At 65.1% G+C, this 23,833-nt stretch carries 18 protein-coding genes; 15 read left to right on the top strand and 3 right to left on the bottom strand.

What is annotated here, in order from left to right:
- Positions 1-47: 47 nt before the first annotated feature.
- On the top strand, positions 48-521 hold the full coding sequence (locus H7828_RS09740; protein ID WP_226780840.1) for a DUF1499 domain-containing protein: 474 nt from the start codon (positions 48-50) through the stop codon (positions 519-521).
- On the opposite strand, the gene H7828_RS09735 is transcribed toward H7828_RS09740, so the two are convergent.
- Entirely contained in the window at positions 438-743 is a 306-nt protein-coding gene (locus H7828_RS09735) for a hypothetical protein (protein WP_226780839.1), read from the bottom strand. The two genes, H7828_RS09740 and H7828_RS09735, sit on opposite strands and share 84 nt — an antisense overlap.
- A gap of 61 nt (positions 744-804) precedes the next feature.
- On the opposite strand from H7828_RS09735, the gene prfA reads away from it, so the two are divergent.
- The 3 genes from prfA (at position 805) to H7828_RS09720 (ending at position 3,612) form a co-directional block, all read left to right on the top strand.
- Positions 805-1,854 carry a peptide chain release factor 1 gene (prfA, locus tag H7828_RS09730; RefSeq protein WP_226780838.1) on the top strand — a complete coding sequence of 350 codons (1,050 nt, stop codon included), beginning with the start codon at positions 805-807 and terminating at the stop codon, positions 1,852-1,854.
- The gene (gene prmC, locus H7828_RS09725; protein ID WP_226780837.1) at positions 1,851-2,696 is read left to right on the top strand and encodes a peptide chain release factor N(5)-glutamine methyltransferase; all 846 of its coding nucleotides are present in this window, start codon (positions 1,851-1,853) and stop codon (positions 2,694-2,696) included. Before prfA ends, prmC begins: the two co-directional genes overlap by 4 nt.
- Before the next feature lie 229 nt (positions 2,697-2,925).
- Complete coding sequence (locus tag H7828_RS09720; RefSeq protein WP_226780836.1) at positions 2,926-3,612, top strand: DUF4167 domain-containing protein; 687 nt, start codon at positions 2,926-2,928, stop codon at positions 3,610-3,612.
- 60 nt (positions 3,613-3,672) lie between these two features.
- Here the strand turns inward: H7828_RS09720 and H7828_RS09715 are convergent, their stop codons facing one another.
- Positions 3,673-4,395 (bottom strand): DUF533 domain-containing protein, encoded by a 723-nt coding sequence (locus H7828_RS09715; protein WP_226780835.1) that lies wholly within the window; start codon positions 4,393-4,395, stop codon positions 3,673-3,675.
- 55 nt (positions 4,396-4,450) lie between these two features.
- Positions 4,451-5,698, bottom strand: a complete 1,248-nt coding sequence (locus tag H7828_RS09710) for a cation:proton antiporter (RefSeq protein WP_226780834.1) — start codon at positions 5,696-5,698, stop codon at positions 4,451-4,453.
- 122 nt (positions 5,699-5,820) lie between these two features.
- Between H7828_RS09710 and H7828_RS09705 the strand changes: the two genes are divergently transcribed.
- The 11 genes from H7828_RS09705 (at position 5,821) to H7828_RS09655 (ending at position 23,828) form a co-directional block, all read left to right on the top strand.
- Entirely contained in the window at positions 5,821-6,753 is a 933-nt protein-coding gene (locus H7828_RS09705; protein ID WP_226780833.1) for a dihydrodipicolinate synthase family protein, read from the top strand.
- Positions 6,750-8,207, top strand: coding sequence for a dihydropyrimidinase (gene hydA / locus H7828_RS09700; protein ID WP_226780832.1), 1,458 nt, complete (start codon positions 6,750-6,752; stop codon positions 8,205-8,207). Before H7828_RS09705 ends, hydA begins: the two co-directional genes overlap by 4 nt.
- Positions 8,204-8,851, top strand: a complete 648-nt coding sequence (locus H7828_RS09695; protein ID WP_226780831.1) for an aspartate/glutamate racemase family protein — start codon at positions 8,204-8,206, stop codon at positions 8,849-8,851. The genes hydA and H7828_RS09695 overlap by 4 nt, the downstream gene beginning before the upstream one ends.
- A gap of 210 nt (positions 8,852-9,061) precedes the next feature.
- Positions 9,062-11,443 carry a glycogen/starch/alpha-glucan phosphorylase gene (locus tag H7828_RS09690; RefSeq protein ID WP_226780830.1) on the top strand — a complete coding sequence of 794 codons (2,382 nt, stop codon included), beginning with the start codon at positions 9,062-9,064 and terminating at the stop codon, positions 11,441-11,443.
- Positions 11,444-11,611: 168 nt separating this feature from the next.
- Positions 11,612-13,771: a 1,4-alpha-glucan branching protein GlgB gene (gene glgB, locus H7828_RS09685; protein WP_226781114.1), complete on the top strand. Its 2,160-nt coding sequence runs from the start codon at positions 11,612-11,614 to the stop codon at positions 13,769-13,771.
- A gap of 131 nt (positions 13,772-13,902) precedes the next feature.
- On the top strand, positions 13,903-15,168 hold the full coding sequence (gene glgC, locus H7828_RS09680; protein ID WP_226780829.1) for a glucose-1-phosphate adenylyltransferase: 1,266 nt from the start codon (positions 13,903-13,905) through the stop codon (positions 15,166-15,168).
- Positions 15,165-16,595, top strand: a complete 1,431-nt coding sequence (glgA, locus tag H7828_RS09675; RefSeq protein ID WP_226780828.1) for a glycogen synthase GlgA — start codon at positions 15,165-15,167, stop codon at positions 16,593-16,595. Before glgC ends, glgA begins: the two co-directional genes overlap by 4 nt.
- Entirely contained in the window at positions 16,592-18,679 is a 2,088-nt protein-coding gene (gene glgX, locus H7828_RS09670) for a glycogen debranching protein GlgX (RefSeq protein WP_226780827.1), read from the top strand. Before glgA ends, glgX begins: the two co-directional genes overlap by 4 nt.
- On the top strand, positions 18,676-20,544 hold the full coding sequence (gene malQ, locus H7828_RS09665; protein ID WP_226780826.1) for a 4-alpha-glucanotransferase: 1,869 nt from the start codon (positions 18,676-18,678) through the stop codon (positions 20,542-20,544). The genes glgX and malQ overlap by 4 nt, the downstream gene beginning before the upstream one ends.
- Positions 20,545-20,552: 8 nt before the next feature.
- Entirely contained in the window at positions 20,553-22,184 is a 1,632-nt protein-coding gene (locus H7828_RS09660; RefSeq protein ID WP_226780825.1) for an alpha-D-glucose phosphate-specific phosphoglucomutase, read from the top strand.
- Positions 22,185-22,208: 24 nt separating this feature from the next.
- The gene (locus tag H7828_RS09655; protein WP_226780824.1) at positions 22,209-23,828 is read left to right on the top strand and encodes an FMN-binding glutamate synthase family protein; all 1,620 of its coding nucleotides are present in this window, start codon (positions 22,209-22,211) and stop codon (positions 23,826-23,828) included.
- Positions 23,829-23,833 lie beyond the last annotated feature (5 nt).

Below are 23,833 nucleotides of genomic sequence, written 5' to 3'. Positions count from 1 at the left end.
GCATCGCGCATTTTACAGGGAAGAAGCAGGGGCAGGGAGTGGGACGCATGGGCATCTACGCGATCGTTTTGATATTGCTGGCGGTGATCGGGCTGGCCGCCTGGGTGCGGCTGGTGCCGGTTGACCCCGGGCGTTGGCATGTGGACCCCATGGAGGCCGAAGCACCCGGCGCCGGTGGTTGGCTGGTGCGCTCCGAGGGGGGTGATACCGCCTGGCCCGCGTTCGATGTGACTGGCGAGACCCTGCTGACAGCCTTCGACGCCGTGGCCATGGCCGAGCCGCGCACGGAAAGGATTGCCGGCAGTGTCGGCGAGGGGCGGATCACCTACATCACCCGCTCGGCCCTTTGGGGGTTTCCCGATTTCGCCACTGTCACCACGGTGCCCGACGGCCAAGGCGCGACGCTGGCGGTCCTGTCGCGCCTGCGGTTCGGCAAGTCAGATATGGGCGTCAACCGCGCCCGGATCGAAAGGTGGCTTGAGGCTTTGCGGCAGAGGCTGGCCCTGGTCGAACCGGGATGACAGGCAGCCTTCGGAGATTTCGCGCCACATCGGCACGTTCAGCGACATCTGGCATTGGGCGGTGAACATCCGGCCGTTCACGTTCAGGCAGATGCTTTGGCCCAGTTCGACCCGCCCGCCCTTGCTGTCGGTGCAATAGCAGTCGATCACCCGCCCGCCCGGGCCCTTGACATCCGCAAGGGCGGGACATGCGACCAGTGACAGGGCGATGATCCTGAGCATGGTGGATCATACCACGGTTATGTGCCCTTGACCAAATCCTTCCGTTGGGCGATGGCAGGCCATGGTTCCTCTCGACAGACTTGCCCAGATCACCGAACGCTTTGAATACCTCGAGGCCGCCATGGCCCAGGGGTCGGGCGATGTTGCCGCCCTGGGGCGCGAATACGCCGAATTGCGCCCGGTGGTCGAACAGATCGCCAGCTATCGCGCCCTTCTTGACGAACTGGCCGAGGCCGAGGCGATGCTGAGCGACCCCGAGATGCGCGCCCTGGCGGAGGATGAGCTTGCCCGCCTGAAGGAGCGCCGCCCGGCGCTGGAGGATGCGCTTCGCCTGGCGCTTCTGCCCAAGGACGCCGCCGATGCGCGTCCCGCGATCCTGGAAATCCGGCCCGGCACGGGGGGCGACGAGGCGTCGCTTTTCGCGGGCGATCTGTTGCGCATGTACCAGCGTTTTGCCGAAACCCAGGGCTGGCAGTTCGATATCGTGACCGAACAGCAGACCGAGCTTGGCGGCATCAAGGAGGTGATCGTCAACGTGCGCGGGGCGGGCGTGTTCGCGCGGTTGAAATACGAATCCGGTGTGCACCGGGTTCAGCGCGTGCCCAGCACCGAATCGGGCGGGCGCATCCATACCTCGGCGGCGACTGTCGCGGTTCTGCCCGAAGCGGCCGAGGTGGATGTGCGGATCGATCCCTCGGACATCCGAATCGACACCATGCGCGCCAGCGGGGCAGGGGGGCAGCATGTGAACACCACCGATTCGGCGGTGCGCATCACCCATGTTCCCACGGGAATCGTGGTGGTCAGCGCCGAGAAATCCCAGCATCGCAACCGCGAGATCGCCATGGGCGTGTTGCGGGCGCGCCTTTTCGATGCCGAGCGTCAGAGGGTCGACAGCGAACGCAGCGCCGACCGCAAGAGCCAGGTGGGCAGCGGTGACCGAAGCGAGCGTATCCGCACCTACAACTTTCCGCAGGGCCGCATGACGGACCACCGGATCAATCTGACGTTGTACAAGCTTGACCAGGTGATGCAGGGCGACCTGGGCGAGGTGATCGACGCGCTGACCGCCGACGACCAGGCGCGCAAGCTGGCCGAATTCGAGACATGAGCGAGCCGCGCGTGGCCGACCTGTTGCGCCGCGCCGTCGAGGTTCTGCGCGACGGTGGCATCGACAATGCCGCGGGCGATGCGCGCCACCTGGTGGCGGCGGCGCTGGGGCTGCGGCGCGACCGCCTGACCCTGCACATGGGCGATCCCACAGGCGGCGCTGCGGCGGCGCTGGAGCCGATGCTGGCGCGGCGGGTGGCGGGCATGCCGGTGTCGCGCATCCTGGAAAGGCGGGCGTTCTACGGGCGCGACTTCATCGTCGGCCCCGATGTTCTTGACCCGCGGCCCGAGACGGAAATCATTGTTGAACAGTCGCTTGTCGGTCGCTTTTCATCCGTTCTGGACCTTGGCACCGGGTCGGGCTGCATTCTGGTGTCGCTGCTGGCCGAACGGCCCGCCGCCCGTGGAACGGGGGTGGACATCAGCGAGGGCGCGCTGGCCGTGGCGCGGCGGAACGCGGCGCAGGTCGGGGTGGAGGCACGGGCGACCTTCCTTCGTTCGGACTGGTGGGAAGGGGTGAACGGGCAATACGATCTGATCGTATCGAACCCGCCCTATATCGCCGAAAGCGAAATGCCCGATCTTGCGCGCGAGGTGCGTGATCACGACCCCCACATCGCGCTGAGCGATGGCGCCGACGGGCTGAACGCCTATCGCGCCATTGCCGCCGGGCTGCACCGCCACCTGGCACCCGGAGGTCGCGTTCTGGTTGAAATCGGGCCGACTCAGGGCGCGGCAGTTCAGGCCCTGTTCGCCGCTGCCGGGCTGACCGGGATCCGCTGCCTGCCCGATCTGGACGGGCGCGACAGGGTGATCGCGGCCAGCGCGCCACAACAGGCGTAAATCCGATTTTCAACCCGGATTTCTGCATATTTCACTTGCTATCCGGCAGGTGGCGTGGTTTCAAAAGGGTGCAAAGGCTGGGACGCGGTTGCGTCCCCCTTGCCGATCGCCCGTAATATCGCAATCGACCCGGTATCGCCTGTCATGGGGGGCGGAACTCACCAACGGTCAGCCCAATGTGCGGGCGCGAAGAGAAGAATTCCCAGATACAAGGCTGGAATCAGGCAATATGAGATCTTCCAAGTCCCGTTCGCGGAACAAGAACAACCGCAACAACAACCGTTCCGGGGTGAACATCGTCAACCGCGTGTTCGACAGTTCCGGCCCCGAGGGGAAGGTGCGCGGTACGCCGCAACAGATTATCGACAAGTACAACCAGCTGGCCCGCGATGCGCAGCTGAGCAATGACCGCGTGGCGGCCGAGAATTTCCAGCAGCACGCCGAACATTACCTGCGGTTGCTGAGCGAGGCGCAGCGCGAGATCGACGCGCGCCGCGACCAGGACGCCGCCCAGCAGGCACAGCGCGACCGCCAGAACCAGCAGAACAACCAGAATAACAATAACAACAATCAGCAGCCGAACCAGAATCAGAACCCGCAACCCGGCCCCGACGCCGGGCAGGGCGATGCCAAGCCGCAAGAGCCCAAGGCCCAGGACGATCAGCAGCCCGCGCCCGAGGCCCCGTCGAAAGAGGAAAAGCCCGCCCGCACCCGCCGCGCGCGTGCACCCAAGGCCGAACCGCGCGCCAGCCGTGAGAAACAGCAGGACGATGTGATCGACACGGGGTCGGACAACGATTCGGGGCTTGTGGAGACGCCGGAAAGCAAGCCCGCCAAGCCGCGCCGCAGCCGCGCCAAGCCAAAGCCGAAGGACGAAAGCGAAACCCCGGCCGGCAATTCCGAAACCGCGGAATAGGCTTTACATTTCAAAAGGACGGGCGGCGCCTGCAAGGATGCAGCGCCGCCCGTTTTCGTTTCAGGTGCTGTAAAGCGGCGCCTTGCCCTGGGCGGTGTGAACCTCGTTCACAGTGTCGCGCTCAAGGCCCAGCCGTTCGGCCAGTGCGTGCAGGTACTGCGCCTCGGCCCGGTTGTCCGGCTCGATCGCCATGACCGAGGCGGTATAGATTTCCAGCTCAAGACCGGCGGGCACGTCGCGGGCTAGGGCCTCGACATCGACGGGCGCGTTCATCGCCGCCTCGACAAAGGCCTGGTCGGCGGCTTCGCTGTCGCCCAGAACCTCCCACAGGGCGCGGCGCTCGGTTTCGTCGATCTCGCCGTCGGCCTTGGCGGCCATGACCATCGCGCGGATCACGAGGCCGGCCTCGGCCTCTTCGGGCACGTCGGGTTTCGCGGTGGAATCCAGCAGGCCCTGCATCCGGGTGCTGTCACCGCCCGTCTCACCCGGGGCTGAACCGCCTGCCAGGCCGCCCAGAATGCCGCCGATGCCTCCGGCCGCCATGCCGCCCGCGGCACCGCCGCTGCCGCCAAGGCCCAGCTGACCCAGCATGCCGCCCAGGCCGCCGCCCGACCCGCTGCCCGACGAACCGCCCAGCAACCCACCAAGCCCCTGGCCCGATCCCTTCTGTTCGGCCAGCTTGCGCTTGACCCCCTCCATCCCGCCGGCGCGGGTGAAGGCCTGTGCGCCCTTGGCGGCGACAAAGGCAATGGCAAGTTTGGTCATCATGCTTTTCAGCGACATCTGGCTCTCCTCATCTGATGTTCCCGCTAGAGGTAGGAACGCCGCGTGCGGTTTCCTAGACCAGATCGGGTTCGCGGCTGAGCCGGCGCGCCAGCGAGGCGACGGTCAGCCCCTGCACGATGATCGAGAAGATCACGACCATGTAGGTGCAGGTCAGGATAAGCGGTTTCCATTCGCCCTCGGGCAGCGACAGCGCCAGCGCGACCGAGATGCCGCCCTTCAGCCCGCCCCATGTCATGATCCGCACTACCCCGTGATCGAAGCTGCGGAAGGGGCGCAGAAGCGCGATGGGAATGGCCACCGCCGCCAGCCGCCCCGCCAGCGCCAGAACGATGCTGGCGATCCCGGTCAGCAGGGCATCGTTTCCGAAGGCCACGGCAAAAACCTCGAACCCGATCATCAGGAACAGCACGGCATTCAGGATTTCGTCGATCAGCTTCCAGAAGCCATCGACATAGCGGCGGGTTTCCTCGCTCATCCCGTATCTGGTGCCCACGTCGCCGATCAGCAGCCCGGCACAGACCGCCATGATGGGCGCGCTGACATGCAGATACACGGCCAGTTCGTAGCCGCCGAAGGCCAGCCCCAGCGTCAGCAGCACTTCGAGCGAATAGTCGTCGATCCTGCGCATGACACGGAAGGTCAGCCAGCCCAGGACGATGCCCAGAACCGCGCCGCCGCCCGCCTCTTTCAGGAACAGCAGGGCAACCTCGCCCACTTCGTCGGCCTGGTGCGCGTCACCGGGAAAGGCAAGGCCGACAAGGATCAGGAAAACGACGTATCCCACGCCATCGTTGAACAGGGATTCACCCGCGATCTTGGTTTCCAGCGATTTCTGCAGATCGGCCTCTCGCAGCACGCCCAGAACCGCCACCGGATCTGTGGGCGAGATCAGCGAACCGAAGACCAGCGCAAGCAAAAGCGGCATGCCCGTCAGCCAGCTGAAGCCGACACCGACAACCAGCGTGGACAGCAGCACCCCGATCGTCGCCATCAGCACCACGGGCAGCCACTGGTCACGCAGATCGCCCAGCTTGACATGCAGCGCCCCGGCGAAAAGCAGCAGCCCCAGCATCCCTTCCAGCAGGGCATCGGAAAAATCGATACCGGTCACGATGCGCCGCACTTCGTCGGCCATGCCAAGATGGGGCAGCAGCAGGTCCAGGCCCAGAATGCCGAACGAGGCCAGAAGCGACACCACCAGGATGCCGATGGCGGCGGGAAGGCGCAGATAGAGGTAATTGATCGCGCCAAAGACCCCGGCCAGCACGATCATGAGCGAGGTGATCTGAAGTAGGTTCATCGGCAAGGGTCCTTTGGGCAATCTGTCGGCGTCACCATGGGGCAGGCAGCCCGCCACGGCAATTGCCAAGGGCGTGCCAAAGGGTAAGGTTGGGCAAAAGCCACAGTGAAAGGGCAGGACCAATGCCGAATATCGACCGCAACTCGGAAGGTGTGTTCATCATCGCCGCCACGCCATTTGACGAAAAGGGCGCGCTGGACCTGGCCAGCACCGACCGGATGGTGGATTTCTATCTTGAAAGCGGCGTTTCGGGCATGACCATCCTTGGCATCATGGGCGAAGCGCCGAAGATGGCTCCGGACGAGGCCGAGCGTTTCGCCCGCCATGTTCTGGACCGCGTCGCGGGCCGGGTGCCGGTGATCGTGGGCGTTTCGGCGGCCGGGCTGAACAACATGGAGCGGCTGGCGAAAACCGTGATGGGGGCCGGGGCGGGCGGTGTCATGGTCGCCCCGCAACCGGGCCTTGTGACCGAGGCGAAGGTGCAGGGCTATATGGCGGCGGTCGCTGCGACGCTGGGCGATGACATTCCGATCTGTTTCCAGGATTATCCGCAGACCACCGGCGTTCAGGTGTCGGTGGAAACCATCCTGTGGATCGCGCGCAACCTGCCCCAGGTGGTGATGCTGAAGCACGAGGATTGGCCGGGGCTGACCAAGCTGTCCCGCGTGCGCGAGGAAACCGGCGTGGGCGAGGTGCCGCGCCTGTCGATCCTCACGGGCAATTCGGCGCTGTTCCTGCCGCAAGAGATGCAGCGCGGCGCCGACGGGGCGATGACGGGCTTTGCCTATCCCGAAATGCTGGTGCAGGTGGTGGCGCGCCACAAGGCGGGCGATGTGGACGGCGCCGAGGATCTGTTCGATGCCTATCTGCCCATGGTGCGCTATGAACAACAGCTGGGCTTGGGGCTGGCCATCCGGAAAGAGGTGCTTCGGCGGCGCGGCGTGCTGGCCAGCGCCAAGGTGCGCGCGCCCGGCCCGGCGCTGACACCGCGCGATCACGAGGAGATTTCCCGCCTCATGACGCGGCTTGAGAAACGACTGGCGGAGCTTTCGTGATGTTCGATCTTGTCATCTCCGGGGGCACCGTTGCCACCGCCGCCGATACCTTCCGCGCCGACATCGGCATCACGGACGGGCGCATCGCCGCCTTGGGCGAGGGGTTGGAAGGCGCCGACAGCATCGACGCGGGGGGCAGGCTGGTCCTGCCCGGCGGGATCGAGGCGCATTGCCACATAGCCCAGGAAAGCGCCACCGGAGGGATGACCAGCGACGATTACCGTTCGGGAAGCATCAGCGCGGCCTTCGGCGGCAATTCCTGCTTTATCCCCTTCGCGGCCCAGCATCGCGGCAAGGGCGTGACCGAAACGCTGGATCTTTACGACAGTCGGGCAATGGGCGCGTCGGTAATCGACTGGTCCTATCATCTGATCGTGGCCGACCCGACCGAAACCGTCTTGCGCGATGAACTGCCCGCAGCCTTTGCGCGGGGGATCACCAGTTTCAAGGTCTTCATGACCTATGACCTGATGCGCGTGGACGATGCGCAATTCCTCGACATCCTCACCGTGGCGAAAACCCATGGCGCGCTGACCATGGTGCATGCCGAAAACAGCGGCATGATTGCCTGGATGACCAGGCGGTTGCTGGAGGCGGGCCATACCGCGCCCCGCTATCACGCGCCCAGTCACCCGGCCCTGGCGGAAAGCGAGGCGATCAACCGCGCGATTTCCCTGGCGCGGCTGGTGGATGCGCCCTTGCTGATCGTCCATGTCTCAACCCCCGAGGGCGCGGGGCTTGTCCATGACGCCCGGCTGGCGGGGGCAAAGATATTCGGCGAAACCTGCCCGCAGTACCTGTTCCTCACCCGCGACGACCTGGACCGCCCGGGGATGGAGGGGGCCAAGTTCATGTGCTCGCCCCCGCTACGCGACACGGCCACGCAAGAGGCGCTTTGGCGCCATATCCAGGGCGGCACGTTCAGCCTCTGGTCGTCCGACCATTCGCCCTACCGGTTCGACGATACCGGCAAGCTGGCCAAGGGGACGGACGCGCATTTCGGCCAGATCGCCAACGGAATGCCGGGAATCGGGCTGCGCCTGCCGCTGCTGTTTTCCGAAGGGGTGAACAAGGGGCGGATCACCCTGCAACAGTTCGTGGCACTCTCGGCCAGCAACGCCGCGCGCCTCTACGGCCTGCCGCAAAAAGGCAGCATCGCCATTGGGATGGACGCCGACATTGCCATCTGGAACCCGCAGGAAACCCGCACCGTCACGGTGAAGGATCAACACGACAACATGGATTATACCCCCTTCGAGGGGCGCAAGCTGACCGGTTGGCCCACCACCGTGCTGACCCGCGGGCGTCGGGTGGTCGAGGATGGCCGCCTGATCGCCACCCCCGGCGACGGGCGCTTCGTGGCGCGCGAAAGGATCGACCTGACGGGCCATCCGGGCGCAACCGTTCCCGAACTGGACCCCGCCACGAATTTCGGCGTGAAGGTCGCGCCATGAGCGGGCCGATCGTCGTCATCAACCCCAATTCCAACCGGGCCGTCACCGAAGGGCTGGACCGCGCCCTTGATGGGTTCCGGTTTGCCGATGGCCCGCCGATCGAATGCCTGACCCTGCCCGAGGGGCCCTTCGGCATCGAAAGCCAGGTGCAATCCGACCAGGTGGTGCAGCCGCTGGTGGCGCTGGTGCAATCGCGCCCCGATGCTGCGGCCTTCGTCATCGCCTGCTATTCCGACCCCGGGCTTGCCGCCTGCCGCGAAGTGGCCAAGGTGCCGGTCTTTGGCATCCAGGAAAGCGGCATCCTGGCCGCCATGGGGCGGGGCGACATGGTGGGGGTGATTTCGCTGTCGCAAGCCTCGGTCGTGCGGCATCGCGCCTATATGCGGCGGATGGGGGTCAGCCTGCGGATTTCCTGGGATCTGGCGGTCGATCTTTCGGTGGCCGAATCCGCCGGGGGCGAGGGCGCCTTCCTGACCCTTCTGACCGCCGGTCACCACCTGATCGACGATGGCGCCGACGTCATCGTGCTGGGCTGTGCGGGCATGGCGCGCCACCGGGCGCAGTTACAAACCGATCTGGGTGTGCCGGTGATCGACCCGACACAGGCGGCCGTCGCCCAGGCGCTGGGGGCCATTCTGGGCTGAGCGTGGCCCCGCGCGCCCGCCCCACGGCAGGCGGGGGGGCGGTGAATGTGTTGCCGCGTTGCAGCAATCTGCGCGATGGCTTGCGCATGGCGGGATTCTGCGCAAAACCTCAAGCCAAAGCGCTTGCGATATGCGCGCCAGTCGACAACAAGACACCGACGGTTACCGCTAACAAGGCGCCGCGGCCCCCGATCTTCGAAAGGATTCCACTTGTCCGCCACTGATAAATCCGCTGATTTTGCCGATGCCATCGCGCGTCATCTGACCTATTCGCTGGGCAAGGACCCCGCCCATGCACAGATCACCGACTGGCGTATCGCCCTGTCGCTGAGCGTGCGCGACCGGATCGTCGATCCCTGGTTTGCCAGCACCCGCGCCACCTATGCCGGGCAGCACAAGCGTGTTTATTACCTGTCGATGGAATTCCTGATCGGGCGGTTGCTTGAGGATGCTGTGGTGAACCTGGGCCTGATGGATGTGGCCGACGCGGCCCTGCGCGCCTACGGGGTCGACCTGCCGACGGTTCTGGCCGATGAACCCGACGCCGCCCTTGGCAACGGCGGGCTGGGCCGGTTGGCGGCCTGTTTCCTTGAATCGCTCTCGACCATCGGGTGTCCGGCCTATGGCTATGGCATCCGGTATGAACACGGGCTGTTCAAGCAGAGCTTTGACGATGGCCGCCAGAAAGAGGCGCCCGAGGACTGGCTTCAACAGACCCACGCCTGGGAATTCGAGCGGCCGGAATCCGCCTATACCATTGGGTTCGGCGGCAAGGTGCAGGGCCAGGTCTGGACGCCCGAAGAAACCGTGATCGCCAAGGCCCACGACACGCCGATCGTCGGCTGGAAGGGGCGTTGGGCCAATACCCTGCGCCTGTGGGAGGCCAAGCCGACCAAGCTGTTCGATCTCGACCGGTTCAACGCCGGCGACTACTATGGCGCGGCCGAGCCCGAGGCGCTGGCGCGCACCATTTCCCGCGTGCTTTATCCCGATGACACCACGCCCGAGGGCAAGCGTCTGCGCCTGAAGCAGGAGTTCTTCTTTACCGCCGCCTCCCTGCGCGACATCCTGCGCCGGTTCAAATCGGAATGCGACGACCTGACCCAACTGCCCAACCGCGTGGCGATTCAGTTGAACGATACGCATCCCGCCATCGCGGGGCCCGAACTTGTCCGCCTGCTGCATGACGAGAACGGGATGGAGTTGGAAACCGCCATCGACGTGGCGCGCAACTGTCTGAGCTATACCAACCACACCCTGCTGCCCGAGGCGCTGGAGCGTTGGAGCGTGGGATTGATGGGCGACCTACTGCCGCGCCACATGCAGATCATCGAACGCATCGACGCCCAGCACCAGGCGGCGCGCCCGAACCGCAGCTTTTCCATCGTCGAGGATGGCGATGTGAAGATGGGTGAACTTTCCTTCATCATGGGCCACAGGGTGAATGGCGTCGCCGCGCTGCACACCGGGTTGATGAAGGAAACCGTGTTCAAGGAACTGCACGAACTGCACCCCGAGCGGATCGTGAACCAGACCAACGGCGTGACTCCGCGCCGCTGGGTGCTGTCGGCCAATCCGGGGCTTTCGGGGCTGATCACGGGGGCCATCGGTGAAGGCTGGGTCGATGACCTTGAGCAGTTGAAGAATCTGGAACCGCTGGCGGACGACGCGGGCTTTGTCGCTGACTACGCCGCCGTCAAGCGGGCCAACAAGGACGAACTGTCCAACTGGTGCGCCGAAACCCAGGGCATCGCCATCGACCCCGAGGCCATGTTCGACGTGCAGATCAAGCGCATCCACGAATACAAGCGCCAGCACCTGAACATCCTCGAAGCCATCGCCCTGTGGCAGGAGATCCGCGACAACCCCAACGGCGACTGGACGCCGCGGGTGAAGATCTTTGGCGGCAAGGCGGCGCCGGGATATGTCTTTGCCAAGCAGATCATCCATCTTATCAACAACGTGGCGCAGGTTCTCAATGCCGATCCGGTCACGTCGAAGTGGCTGAAGGTGGTCTATCCGCCCAACTACAACGTCACCCTGGCCGAACGGCTTATCCCGGCCTCGGACCTGTCGGAACAGATCTCGACCGCCGGCAAGGAGGCCAGCGGCACCGGCAACATGAAATTCGCCCTGAACGGCGCGCTGACCGTCGGCACGCTGGATGGCGCCAACGTGGAAATCCGCGAACATGTGGGGGCCGACAACTTCTTCCTCTTTGGCATGACCGCCGAAGAGGTGGTGGCCCGGCGCGAGGTCGAGAACCACGCCGCCAAGGCGATTGCAGCCGATCCGCGTCTGGCCCGCGCCGCCAAGGCGATCTCGGACGGGGAATTCAGCAAGGACGATCCGACGCTGTTCCATGCCATCACCGACAACCTGGCCGGGCACGATTACTTTGTCGTGGCCAGCGATTTCACCGACTACTGGCGCGCCCAACGCGAAGTCGATGCCGCCTACCGCGACCGCGAGCACTGGATGCGGATGGCGCTGCTGAACACGGCGCGGTCGGGGTGGTTCTCGTCCGACCGGACGATCCGCGGCTACATGGCCGATGTCTGGGATGCAAAGGCGGTGCAGGCCGGGGCATAAATCCCCGGCCCGGGGGAACGGACGGCGCTGCGAAGGGTTGTTCGGTTTGTGAAATGACTTACCGTGTGAGACATGAAAACACCAAAACCCAAGGCCAAGACCCCCGCCAGACCTGCCGCCAAGGCGCCGCTTGAAAAGAAGGCGCCGGCCCATGGCATAGGGCGCGACATGGCGCAGGACCTACATGACGGGCGCCATGACGACCCCTTTGCCGTTCTGGGCTCCCAGAAGCGCGGGCGCGCCACCTGGGTGACCACCGTCGATCACGGCGCGGTTTCCATGGCGGCGCGGATCGGGGGCAAGGATTATCCGCTGGACCGGGTTTTCGACGATCTGAACGTGTTCTCCGGCAAGGTGCCGGGGGGCAAGCCCTATACCCTGGTGGGGCGCGACAAGTCTGGCACCGAATGGGAGATGCAGGACGCCTATCGCTTCGGCCCGGTCATGGGCGAGATGGATGAATACCTTCTGGGCGAGGGCACCCATCAACGCATCTGGACCGTTCTGGGCGCCCATGTGATGGAACACGAGGGCACCGAGGGGACGCATTTCGCCGTCTGGGCGCCGAACGCGCGGCGCGTCAGCCTGGTGGGCGGCTTCAACCACTGGGACGGGCGGCGCCACCTGATGCGCCGGCGTGGTGCGACAGGCGTGTGGGAGATTTTCGTCCCCGGCGTCGGCGACAAGGAAGTCTACAAGTACGAGATCACCGGCCCCGACGGCACGCTGCAGCCGCTGAAGGCCGATCCGGTGGGCTTTGGCAGCCAGCATCCGCCGGAAAACGCATCCGTGGTGCGCGACATTCGTGGTTACGGCTGGCAGGATGCCCGGTGGATGAACAACCGCCAGGCCCACAATGCCCGCGACGCCGCGATCAGTGTCTACGAGGTGCACCTAAGCTCATGGCGCCGCCATGCCGACGACAACAACCGCCCGCTGTCCTACGTCGAGGCCGCGAAAGAGCTGATCGATTATGTGGCCGACATGGGGTTCACCCATATCGAGCTGATGCCGATCAGCGAATATCCCTTCGACGGGTCCTGGGGGTATCAGCCAGTGGGCCTTTTCGCACCCACGGTGCGCCACGGCCCGCCCCATGAATTCCGCAACCTGGTCGAGGCGGCGCATGAAAAGGGCATCGGCGTGATTCTTGACTGGGTGCCGGGGCATTTCCCGGCCGACCCGCACGGATTGGGCCGCTTCGACGGCACGCCACTTTACGAACACGCCGACCCGCGCGAGGGGTTTCATCAGGACTGGAACACCCTCATCTACAACTACGGTCGCACCGAGGTGGCCAATTTCCTTGTCTCCAACGCCTTGTACTGGCTTGAGGAATACCACGTCGACGGGCTGCGCGTGGATGCCGTGGCCTCGATGCTGTACCGCGATTACAGCCGCCAGCCGGGTGAATGGGTGCCCAACAAGGACGGCGGGCGCGAGAATTACGAAGCCATCGCCATGCTGCGCAACACCAACACCATCGCCTACGGCCAGCAGCCGGGCATCATGACGGTGGCCGAGGAAAGCACCTCGTTTCCCGGGGTGTCTCAGCCTGTCGATGCCGGGGGGCTTGGCTTTGGGTACAAGTGGAACATGGGCTGGATGAACGACACCCTGTCGTTCATGGAGAAAGACCCGCTTTACCGCAGGCACCACCACAACCAGATGACATTCGGCATCCACTATGCCTTTTCCGAGAATTTCATCCTGCCGATTTCCCATGACGAGGTGGTGCATGGCAAAGGGTCGATGCTGGCCAAGATGCCCGGCAACACCTGGGAAAAATTCGCCAACCTGCGCGCTTACTACGGTTTCATGTGGGGGCATCCGGGCAAGAAGCTGTTGTTCATGGGCCAGGAATTTGCCCAGCCGGGCGAATGGAACCACGACACCGAGCTGACCTGGGGCGTTCTGGACGATCCGGCGCACCGGGGCATTCAGGCGCTGGTGCGTGACCTGAACACCCTTTACCGCGCACAACCCGCGCTGCATGTGAAAGATTGCGATCCCGCCGGCTTTCAATGGATCGAGGTGAACGATGCCGAGAATTCGGTGCTTTCATGGATCAGGCGTGGCAAGGCGGGCGATCCCGAGGTCGTGGTGATCTGCAACTTCACCCCGGTCGAGCGTACCGATTACCATGTCGGCCTGCCGCAGGTCGGCACATGGCGCGAGGTTCTGAACACCGATGCCGCGCTTTATGGCGGGGACAACCGGGGCAACATGGGTGCCATCAAGGGCAAGGATGTGGCCCACCAGGGGCAACCGGCCTCGGCCAGGGTGGTTCTGCCGCCGCTTTCGACCCTGATCTTCGTCAAGGTTTAGGGCCGACGCGATCTGGCGCCGCCCCCGGGCAAGGGCGGTACGCAACCGATGCACGAGGGGTGCATCGCAAGAAACGGCGGACAATCCGCCGAAGGCAAACGGACCAACGAGTCCTGTTAGGGAGGGAAAAGATGCCGACACCAAACGCGAGACTGTCCAGCAGAAGCATGGCGTTCGTACTGGCGGGGGGGCGGGGCAGCCGCCTGAAGGAACTGACCGACAGCCGCGCGAAACCGGCGGTCTTCTTTGGTGGCAAGACGCGCATCATCGATTTCGCGCTGTCCAACGCCCTGAATTCCGGCATCAAGAAGATGGCCATCGCCACGCAATACAAGGCGCATTCGCTGATCCGCCATTGTCAGCGCGGCTGGTCGTTCTTTCGGGCCGAGCGGAACGAATACCTTGATATCCTGCCCGCCTCGCAACGGGTATCGGAAAACAAGTGGTATCTGGGCACCGCCGATGCCGTGACCCAGAACATCGACATCATCGACAGCTATGGCATCGAATATGTCCTGATCCTTGCGGGTGATCACATCTACAAGATGGATTACGAGATGATGCTGCAACAGCACGTCGATACCGGCGCGGACGTGACCATCGGCTGCCTGACCGTCCCGCGGGAAGAGGCCAGCGCATTCGGCGTCATGGATATCGACGCGCAGGACCGCATCACCAGCTTTCTGGAAAAACCCGCCGATCCGCCGGGCACGCCCGATGATCCCAAGGTCACGCTGGCCTCGATGGGGATCTATGTCTTCCGGTGGAGCTTTCTGCGCGAACTGCTGATCCGCGATGCCGAGGACAGCAATTCATCCCACGACTTCGGCGGCGACATCATTCCGGAGATCGTGAAGAACGGCAAGGCGATGGCGCACCGGTTTGAAAACAGCTGTGTCAAACACGATGCCTCGGCCCCGGCCTATTGGCGTGATGTGGGCACCATCGACGCCTTCTGGAAGGCCAATATCGATCTGACCGGTTTCACCCCCGACCTTGACCTGTGGGACAAGCAGTGGCCGATCTGGACCTATTCCGAGTCCGTGCCCCCGGCCAAGTTCGTTCACGACGCACCCGACCGGCGGGGCATGGCGATTTCATCTCTGGTTGCGGGGGGCTGCGTGATTTCCGGCACCGAGATCCGGGAAAGCCTGCTGTTCACCCAGGTGCACACGAATTCCTATTCCAGCCTCGAACAGGCGGTGGTGCTGCCCTATGTGACGATCGGGCGGAACGCCAAGCTGCGCAAGGTGGTGATCGACCGGGGCGTGCAGATTCCCGAGGGGCTGCACGTGGGGATCGACCCGGACGAGGACAACAAGTGGTTCCGCGTTTCCGAGGGCGGCGTGACGCTGATCACGCAGGACATGCTGAACGCGCGGGCCGCCTCGAAATGATGCAGGTGTTGTCGGTTGCGTCGGAATGCGCCCCGCTGGTGAAGACCGGCGGGTTGGCCGATGTGGTCGGCGCGCTGCCGGGCGCGATGGCCGGGCAGGGCGTGGCGATGCGCAGCCTGATCCCCGGCTATCCTTCCGTTCTGGCAAGGGCCGACCTCGGCAAGGTGGTTCTGGCCGAGGATGATCTGTTCGGTGGCCGGGGCGAGGTGGTGGAGGCCAGGGCCGGTACGCTTGACCTGCTGATCCTGCGCGCCCCCCACCTTTATGATCGCCCCGGTTCGATCTATCTGAACGCCGCCGGCCAGGATTGGAGCGACAACCCCGAACGTTTCGCCGCCCTGTCGTGGATGGCCGCCCGCATCGCCCGCGAGGGGGCGGAGGGCTGGCGTCCGCGGATCCTGCACTGTCACGATTGGCAGGCGGGTCTGGCGCCGGCCTATCTGCGCGGCCTTGGCATCCACGATGTGCAGTCGATCCTGACCATTCACAACGTCGCCTTCCATGGCCTGGCACCTGCCGCCAAGCTGGATGGATTGCGCCTGGCGCACTGGATGTTCACCCCCGAGGGGCTGGAGTTCTGGGGGCAGATTTCGGCGTTGAAGGCCGGGCTTGTCTATGCCGACAAGCTGACCACGGTCAGCCCGACCTATGCGCGCGAACTGCTGACCCCCGATTTCGGCATGGGGCTGGATGGCGTGTTGCGGGCGCGGGCGGGCGATCTTTCCGGCATCCTGAACGGCATCGACCTTGAGGTCTGGAACCCGGCCACCGATCCCGAAATCGCGCCCTACCGATCGCTTGAGGGCAAGGCGGAAAACAAGGCGCGCCTTCTGGACGAATTCGGCCTTCCCGAAGGCGACGGGCCGCTTGCCGTTCTGATTTCGCGCCTCAGCGAACAGAAGGGGCTGGACCTGCTGATCGACGCCTTGCCCGGTTTCCTGGCGCGGGGCGGGCGGCTGGCACTTCTGGGCAGTGGTGACAAGGGGCTGGAACGCGCCTTCAGCGATCTGGCCAATCACTACGACAACCTTGCCGTGCGCATCGGCTATGACGAGGCGCTAAGCCATCGGATGATGGCGGGCGGCGATGCGATCCTCGTGCCATCGCGGTTCGAACCCTGCGGGCTGACCCAGCTTTACGGGCTGCGCTATGGCACCGTGCCGCTGGTGGCGCTGACCGGCGGGCTGGCCGATACGGTGATCCCGGCCAATGACGCGGCCCTGCGCGCGGGTGTGGCAACGGGCATTCAGTTTGCCCCCGTGACCGCACAGGCGCTGTCGGCTGCGCTTGACCAGCTTTGCGCCCTTTACGCCCAGCCCGAAACATGGAACCGCATCCAACGCAATGCCATGGCCCATCCCGTGGGCTGGGAAACCTCGGCGGCGGATTACGCCGCGCTTTACCGGACAGTGACAGCCACCCCATGACAAGCCCCTTCGTGATGACAGCCGGACGCGCCGCGCCCCTTGGTGCGACCTTCGATGGCGATGGCGTGAATTTCGCCGTCTTTTCCGAACATGCGACACGCATGGTTCTGTGCCTCTTCTCCGAGGACGGCAAGCACGAGGTCGCCCGCCTGGACCTGCCCGAACGCGATGGCGACGTCTGGCACGGCTATGTCTCGGGGATGCGCCCCGGTCAGAAATACGGCCTGCGCGCCCATGGCCGCTATGCCCCCGAGGAAGGCCACCGGTTCAACGCCAACAAACTGTTGATCGACCCCTATGCCAAGCGCCTGACCGGCCACCCCGACTGGCACGATTCCCTCATGGGCTATACGCTGGGCGCGCCCAATGGCGACCTCAGCTTCGACAAACGGGACAGCGCGCCGCACATGCCCCGCTGCGTGGTCGAAGACCCGGCTTTTTCCTGGGGGCGGGACAAGGCGCCGCAAACGCCGATCCAGAATTCCGTGATCTACGAGGCGCATGTGAAGGGGCTGACGGCACTGCATCCCTCGGTCGATCTGCCCGGCACCTTCCTTGGCATGGCCAGCGATCCGATGCTGGATTACCTCACCGACCTTGGCATCACCGCGATCGAATTGCTGCCTGCCCAGGCCTTTCTGAACGACCGTTTCCTGGTGGAAAAGAACCTCACCAATTACTGGGGCTACCAGACCCTGGGCTTCTTCGCGCCCGAGCCGCGCTATCTGCATCGCGGCCAGATCGCCGAGTTTCAGCAGATGGTCGCGCGGTTCCATTCCGCCGGGATCGAGGTGATCATGGACGTGGTCTATAACCACACCGGCGAGGGGAGCGAGCTGGGCCCGACCCTGGCCTTTCGCGGTCTCGACAACGCCAGCTATTACCGCCTGGCCGATAGTCCGCGCCACTATATCAACGACACCGGCACCGGAAACACCCTGAACGTCGATCACCCCATGGTGCTGCGCATGGTGATGGATTCCCTGCGCTACTGGGTCGAGGTGATGCATGTCGACGGCTTCCGCTTCGATCTCTGTTCGACCTTGGGGCGCACCGATACCGGGTTCGACCGGGGGGCGGCCTTCTTCGATGCGATCCGGCAAGACCCGGTCCTGACCGGCACAAAACTGATCGCCGAGCCATGGGATATCGGGCCCGGCGGCTATCAACTGGGGGCCTTCCCGCCGCCTTTCATGGAGTGGAACGACAAGTACCGCGATTCCGTGCGCCGGTTCTGGCGGATGGACCAGGGCATGGCGCCCGCGCTGGCCGACCGCCTGACCGGTTCGGCCCTGCAGTTCGATCATTCCGGGCGCCCGGCCACCAGTTCGGTGAACCTCCTGACGGCCCATGACGGGTTCACCCTGAACGACGTGGTGTCCTACAACGAAAAGCACAACATGGCGAACGGCGAAGACGGGCAGGACGGCCACGGCGAGAATTTCTCGGACAACATGGGGGTCGAGGGCGAAACCCAGAAACCCGCCGTCCTGTCGGCCCGCGCGCAGCGTCGGCGCAACCTGATGGCGACGCTGCTGCTGTCGCAGGGCACCCCGATGATCCTGGCGGGCGACGAGGTGGGCCATTCCCAGGGCGGCAACAACAACGCCTATTGCCAGGACAACGCCATAAGCTGGATCGACTGGTCGAAGGCCGACAGCGATTTCCACGCCTTCACGCGGCGGATGATCGCCCTGCGCCGCGATCATCCGATCCTGCGCCAGAAGCTGTTCCTGCATGCCCACGAACGGGCCATCGACGGCAAGGCCGACGTGTTCTGGCGGATGCCCGATGGCGCGCCGATTTCCGATGAACAATGGCAGGACCCGGCGCTGAACTGCATCTGCACCGAATTGCGCACCGCCTCGGGGACGCCCTTCTATGGCGCCACGGAAACGGCGATCTTTGCCGTCTTCAACTCGGGCGATGCGGTTTCGGTCACGCTGCCCGAAGCGGCGCAGGGGCGCGCCTGGCGGTGCGAAATCGACACGGCCCGCCCCGCGTCGCCCGCCCGGCCCGAGGCGGGGCAGATCGACTGTGCCGCCCACAGCGTGCTGGTTCTGGTGCTGGAGCAGGCGGCATGACATCGGCGCTCGCGCAACTGGCGGCCCGCCTGGGCGTGATGCCGCGTTATCGCGACCAGACCGGCGAATGGCACGACACCGGCCCCGATACCCTGTCGGCCGTGGTCGGGGCCATGGGGTTCGACACGTCATCCGACAAGGCCATGTCCGACGCCCTTGCCGCCCTGACGGAAGAGGACGAGGCGCGCAAGCTGCCGCAATGGTTGGTGCTTGAGGCCGAATGTCCCGGCCCCATGGTGGATGATGCATGGCAACTGACCCTGGAAAGCGGCGAGTTGCGCGAAGGGCGCGGCCCGCTTCCGGCCCTGCCGCTGGGCATCCACCGCCTTTCGCTGACCGGGCATGACACCTGGCTTCTGGCCGCGCCCTGCCGTCTGCCGGCCCCGGCGGCGCATTGGGGCCTGACGCTGCCGCTTTACGGATTGCGCACCGCCGCGCAGGGCGGCGTGGGCAGCTATCGCGACCTGGCCGAAGTGGCACGGGGGCTGGCCGGGCAGGGCGCGGCCTTCGTGGGGGTCAACCCGATTCACGCGGGCTTTCCCGACGATCCCATGGCCTTCAGCCCCTATTCGCCCTCAAGCCGGCGGCGGTTTTCCACCCTGCATATCGACGCGGGCGCAAGGCCCGACGATCACGGCGACCTGATTGACTACGCCAGTGTGCTGGGCGCCCAGAAACAAGCGCTTGAGGACCAATGGGCCGCCTTCGGGGGCGATGCCGACTTCGATGCCTTCGTTTCGGGCGAGGGGCCGGCGCTGCACCGGTTTGCGCTGCACCAGGCGCTTTCGGCCCGCCACGGCCCCTATTGGACGGATTGGCCCGAGGCGCTGCGCGATCCGCTGTCGTCCGAGGTCTCGGAATTCGCCGAGGCCCATGGCGATGCGATCCGGTTTCACAGCTGGCTGCAATGGCGCGCCGAGATGCAGTTGGCCCAGGTGCGCCACGCCGCCGATGACATGGCGCTGGGGCTTTACCTTGATCTTGCGGTGGGCACCCACCCCCAGGGGGCCGAAACCTGGGGCGACCCCGATCTTTTCGCGCCCGGCTGTTCGCTGGGGGCGCCGCCCGATGCCTTTTCGCGCGATGGACAGCGCTGGAACCTGGCGCCCATGCGCCCGCTGCACCTGGCGCGCAGCGGCTTCAGGGCGCTGGCGGAAATCCTGCGCGCCCAGCTTCGCTTTGCGCGGGTGCTGCGGATCGACCATATCCTGGGGTTCGAACGCGCCTTCTGGGTGCCCGAGAATGCCCCCGGCGCATATGTGACCATGCCCAAGGCGGCGCTGCTGGCCGTCGCCCGGATCGAGGCGGCGCGCGTCGGGGCCGTCATCATCGGCGAGGATCTGGGCAACATCCCCGAGGGCCTGCATGCCGATCTGGCCGCCTCGGGAATTCTGGGCTGCCGGGTCGCCATGTTCGAACAGGATTGGAATGCCGCGCAGCCCACCTTCAAGCCCGCCGCGGCCTATGACGCCGATGTACTGACGTCCTTCGCCACCCACGACCTGGCCACCTATCGCGGCTGGCGGCGGGCGCGGGATATCGAATGGCGCGAAGCCCTGGGCAGCCTCGACGCCGAGGTCGCCGCGCGCGCCCGCACCCAGCGCGAGGGCGAGGTTTCCGCGCTGGCCCGGCGGATCGGCGGCACCAACATCGGGCGGCTGAACGGGTTTCTGGCCGGCACGCCATCGCGGCTGGTGGCGGTGCAGGCCGAGGATGCGCTGGCCCATATCGAACAGCCAAACCTGCCCGGAACCGTCTACGATCACCCCAACTGGCGGCGCCGCCTTGGCGTGGCGCCCCAGGACCTGGCCCGCCATCCGGGGGTGGCCGAGGCCGCAAAGATCATGAAAACATCAGGAAGATGAGGACCGAGATGAGCGTTATCACCGTCAAGACCGCCCCGATCGAGGGCCAGAAACCCGGCACCAGCGGGCTGCGCAAGAAAACCCGCGTGTTCATGCAGCCCCATTACCTTGAGAATTTCGTCGCCGCGATCTGGGACGCCATCGGCGGCGTTGCGGGCAAGACACTGGTTCTGGGTGGCGACGGGCGCTATTTCAACGACCGCGCGGCGCAGGTGATCCTGCGCATGGCGGCGGCGGGGGGCGCGGCGAAGGTGATCGTCGGGCAGGGGGCGCTGTTGTCCACTCCGGCGGCCAGCAATCTGATCCGCCAACGCGCCACGGATGGTGGCATCATCATGTCGGCCAGCCACAACCCCGGCGGCCCGGACGAGGATTTCGGCGTCAAGTTCAACATGCCAAACGGCGGCCCGGCCCCCGAAGAGGTGACAAACCGCATGGTGGCCGCGACGCAATCCATCAGCGAATACCGGATCTACGAGGCACAGGATGCCGATCTGTCGACCCTGGGCACCAGCGGGATGGGCGACATGAAGATCGAGGTTGTCGATCCTGTGGCCGATTATGCCGCGCTGATGGAAAAGCTGTTCGATTTCGACGCCATCCGCACCCTGTTCCAATCCGGCTTCCGGCTGCGTTTCGATGCCATGCACGCGATCACCGGCCCCTATGCGACGGCGATTCTGGAAGACACACTGGGCGCCCCGAAGGGCAGCGTGGTGAACGCCACCCCCAGCCCCGATTTCGGCGGCGGCCACCCCGACCCCAACCCGATCTGGGCCAAGGATCTGATGGATGTGATGATGGGCGACGGCGCCCCCGATTTTGGCGCCGCCAGCGACGGTGACGGCGATCGCAACATGATTGTCGGGCGTGGCTGCTATGTGGGGGCTTCGGACAGCTTGGCTGTGCTGGCGGCCAACGCCCGGATTGCACCGGCCTATGCGGCGGGTCTGAAGGGCGTGGCGCGTTCGATGCCCACCAGCCGGGCCCTGGACCGGGTGGCGGCAAGGCGCGGGCTGGATTGCTATGAAACGCCCACCGGGTGGAAATTCTTCGGCAACCTTCTGGATGACGGCCGCATCACGCTCTGCGGCGAGGAATCGGCCGGGACCGGCAGCGACCATGTGCGCGAAAAGGACGGGCTTTGGGCGGTTCTGCTGTGGCTGAACATCCTGGCGAAGACCGGCAAGTCGGTGCAGGAGATGATGAACGATCACTGGGCCGAATTCGGGCGCAACTTCTATTCCCGCCACGATTACGAGGCGGTGGATGCCGAAAAGGCCAATACCATGATGGACCGGCTGCGCACCCGACTGGGCGATCTGGTGGGCAGCGACGTGATGGGGGCCACCGTGGAATCCGCGGACGAGTTCGCCTATGACGATCCGGTGGACGGATCGCGCGCCACGGGGCAGGGGCTGCGCGTTGCCTTCGCCGGGGGCGGGCGCATCGTCTATCGCCTCTCGGGCACCGGCACCGTGGGCGCGACCCTGCGGGTATACATCGAAGAGGTTTCGGACGATCCGGCGACCTTTACCATGGATACACAGGATGCCCTTAAAGATATGATCGCACGGGCCGACCAGATCGCCGGAATCCGTGAATTCACTGGAAGAACCGCGCCGGATGTGCGCACCTGACACGAAACGGCCCATGGAGCAGACATGCATAGACTGAGCGAATTGATCCGATTCACCACTTTCGCGGCGGCGATTCTTCTCTTCCTGTTGTCCTTGCTCTGGCTTTACCACACGCCCTGGGGGTGGATCGGCGTCGTGATCTTCGGCGCCGGCACCCTTCTGGGCATTCACGACCTGTTCCAGACCCATCACTCGGTTCTGCGCAACTATCCTGTGCTGGGGCAGATCCGCTATTTCTTCGAGAAGATCCGCCCCGAGATCCGCCAGTACCTGATCGAGGGCGACAACGAGGAAGAGCCGTTTTCGCGCGAAGAGCGCAGCATCGTCTATCAGCGCGCCAAGGGCGAAGAGGCCGCGCGCCCCTTCGGCACCAAGCAGAAGGTCTATGAACCCGGCTACAAGTGGCTGACCCATTCGGTCAATCCCTGCCATATCGAAGACCCCGACATCCGCGTTACCATCGGCGGGCCGGAATGCCGCCAGCCCTACGAGGCGTCGCTTTACAACATCTCGGCCATGTCCTTTGGCGCGCTGTCGGCCAATGCGATCTCGGCGCTGAACAAGGGGGCCAAGGCCGGCGGTTTCGCCCATGACACCGGCGAGGGTGGGATTTCACGTTATCACCGCGAAGGCGGCGGTGACCTGATCTGGGAGATCGGATCGGGCTATTTCGGCTGTCGCCACGACGACGGCACCTTCAACCCCGAGAAATTCGCCGAGGGCGCGGCCAGCGACCAGGTGAAGATGATCGAGATCAAGCTGTCGCAGGGCGCGAAACCCGGCCATGGCGGGATGCTGCCCGGATCAAAGGTTTCGCCCGAGATTGCCGCAGCGCGCCATGTGCCGGTGGGCAAGGATTGCATTTCGCCTGCGGGGCATTCGGCCTTCACCACCCCGCTTGAGCTGTGCCACTTCATTCAGAAACTGCGCGACCTGTCCAAGGGCAAACCCGTGGGCTTCAAGCTGTGCGTCGGGCATCGGCGCGAATTCATGTGCATCGTCAAGGCGATGATCGAAACCGGCATCCGCCCCGATTTCATCGTCGTGGATGGCAAGGAGGGCGGCACGGGCGCCGCGCCGCTGGAATTCGCCAACCATATCGGCATGCCACTGACCGAGGGGCTGACCTTTGTTCACAACACCCTGCGCGGTGCTGGCCTGCGCGATGACATCAAGCTGGGCGCATCGGGCAAGCTGATTCACGCCTTCGACATCGCCCATGCCTTTGCACTGGGGGCCGACTGGGCCAATTCGGCGCGTGGCTTCATGTTCTCGATCGGCTGCATCCAGGCGCAGGCCTGCCACACCAACCATTGCCCGGTGGGCGTGGCCACCCAGGACCCGCTGCGCCAGCGCGCGCTGGTGGTGTCGGACAAATCCAATCGGGTCGCGCTGTTTCATCGCAACACCATGAAGGCACTGGCGGAAATGGCCGGTGCCGCCGGGCTGTCCGACCCGCGCGCCTTCCTGCCGCACCACTTCCTTCAGCGCGACGCGGCGGGCGAGATGGTGACCGGCGAAACCGTGTTTCCCTACAAGCCCTTGGGCTTTCTTCTGCGCGGCGAAGACTGCGGCGGCGGCTACCTTGAGCGTTGGAACCGCGCCCGCGCCGAAAGTTTCGCGCCGCAGGGAGCCTATGTCTGACCGGG

Source organism: Oceaniglobus trochenteri (assembly GCF_020529025.1).
Taxonomy (GTDB): domain Bacteria; phylum Pseudomonadota; class Alphaproteobacteria; order Rhodobacterales; family Rhodobacteraceae; genus Oceaniglobus; species Oceaniglobus trochenteri.
This window is presented reverse-complemented; position numbering and strand designations above follow the sequence as displayed.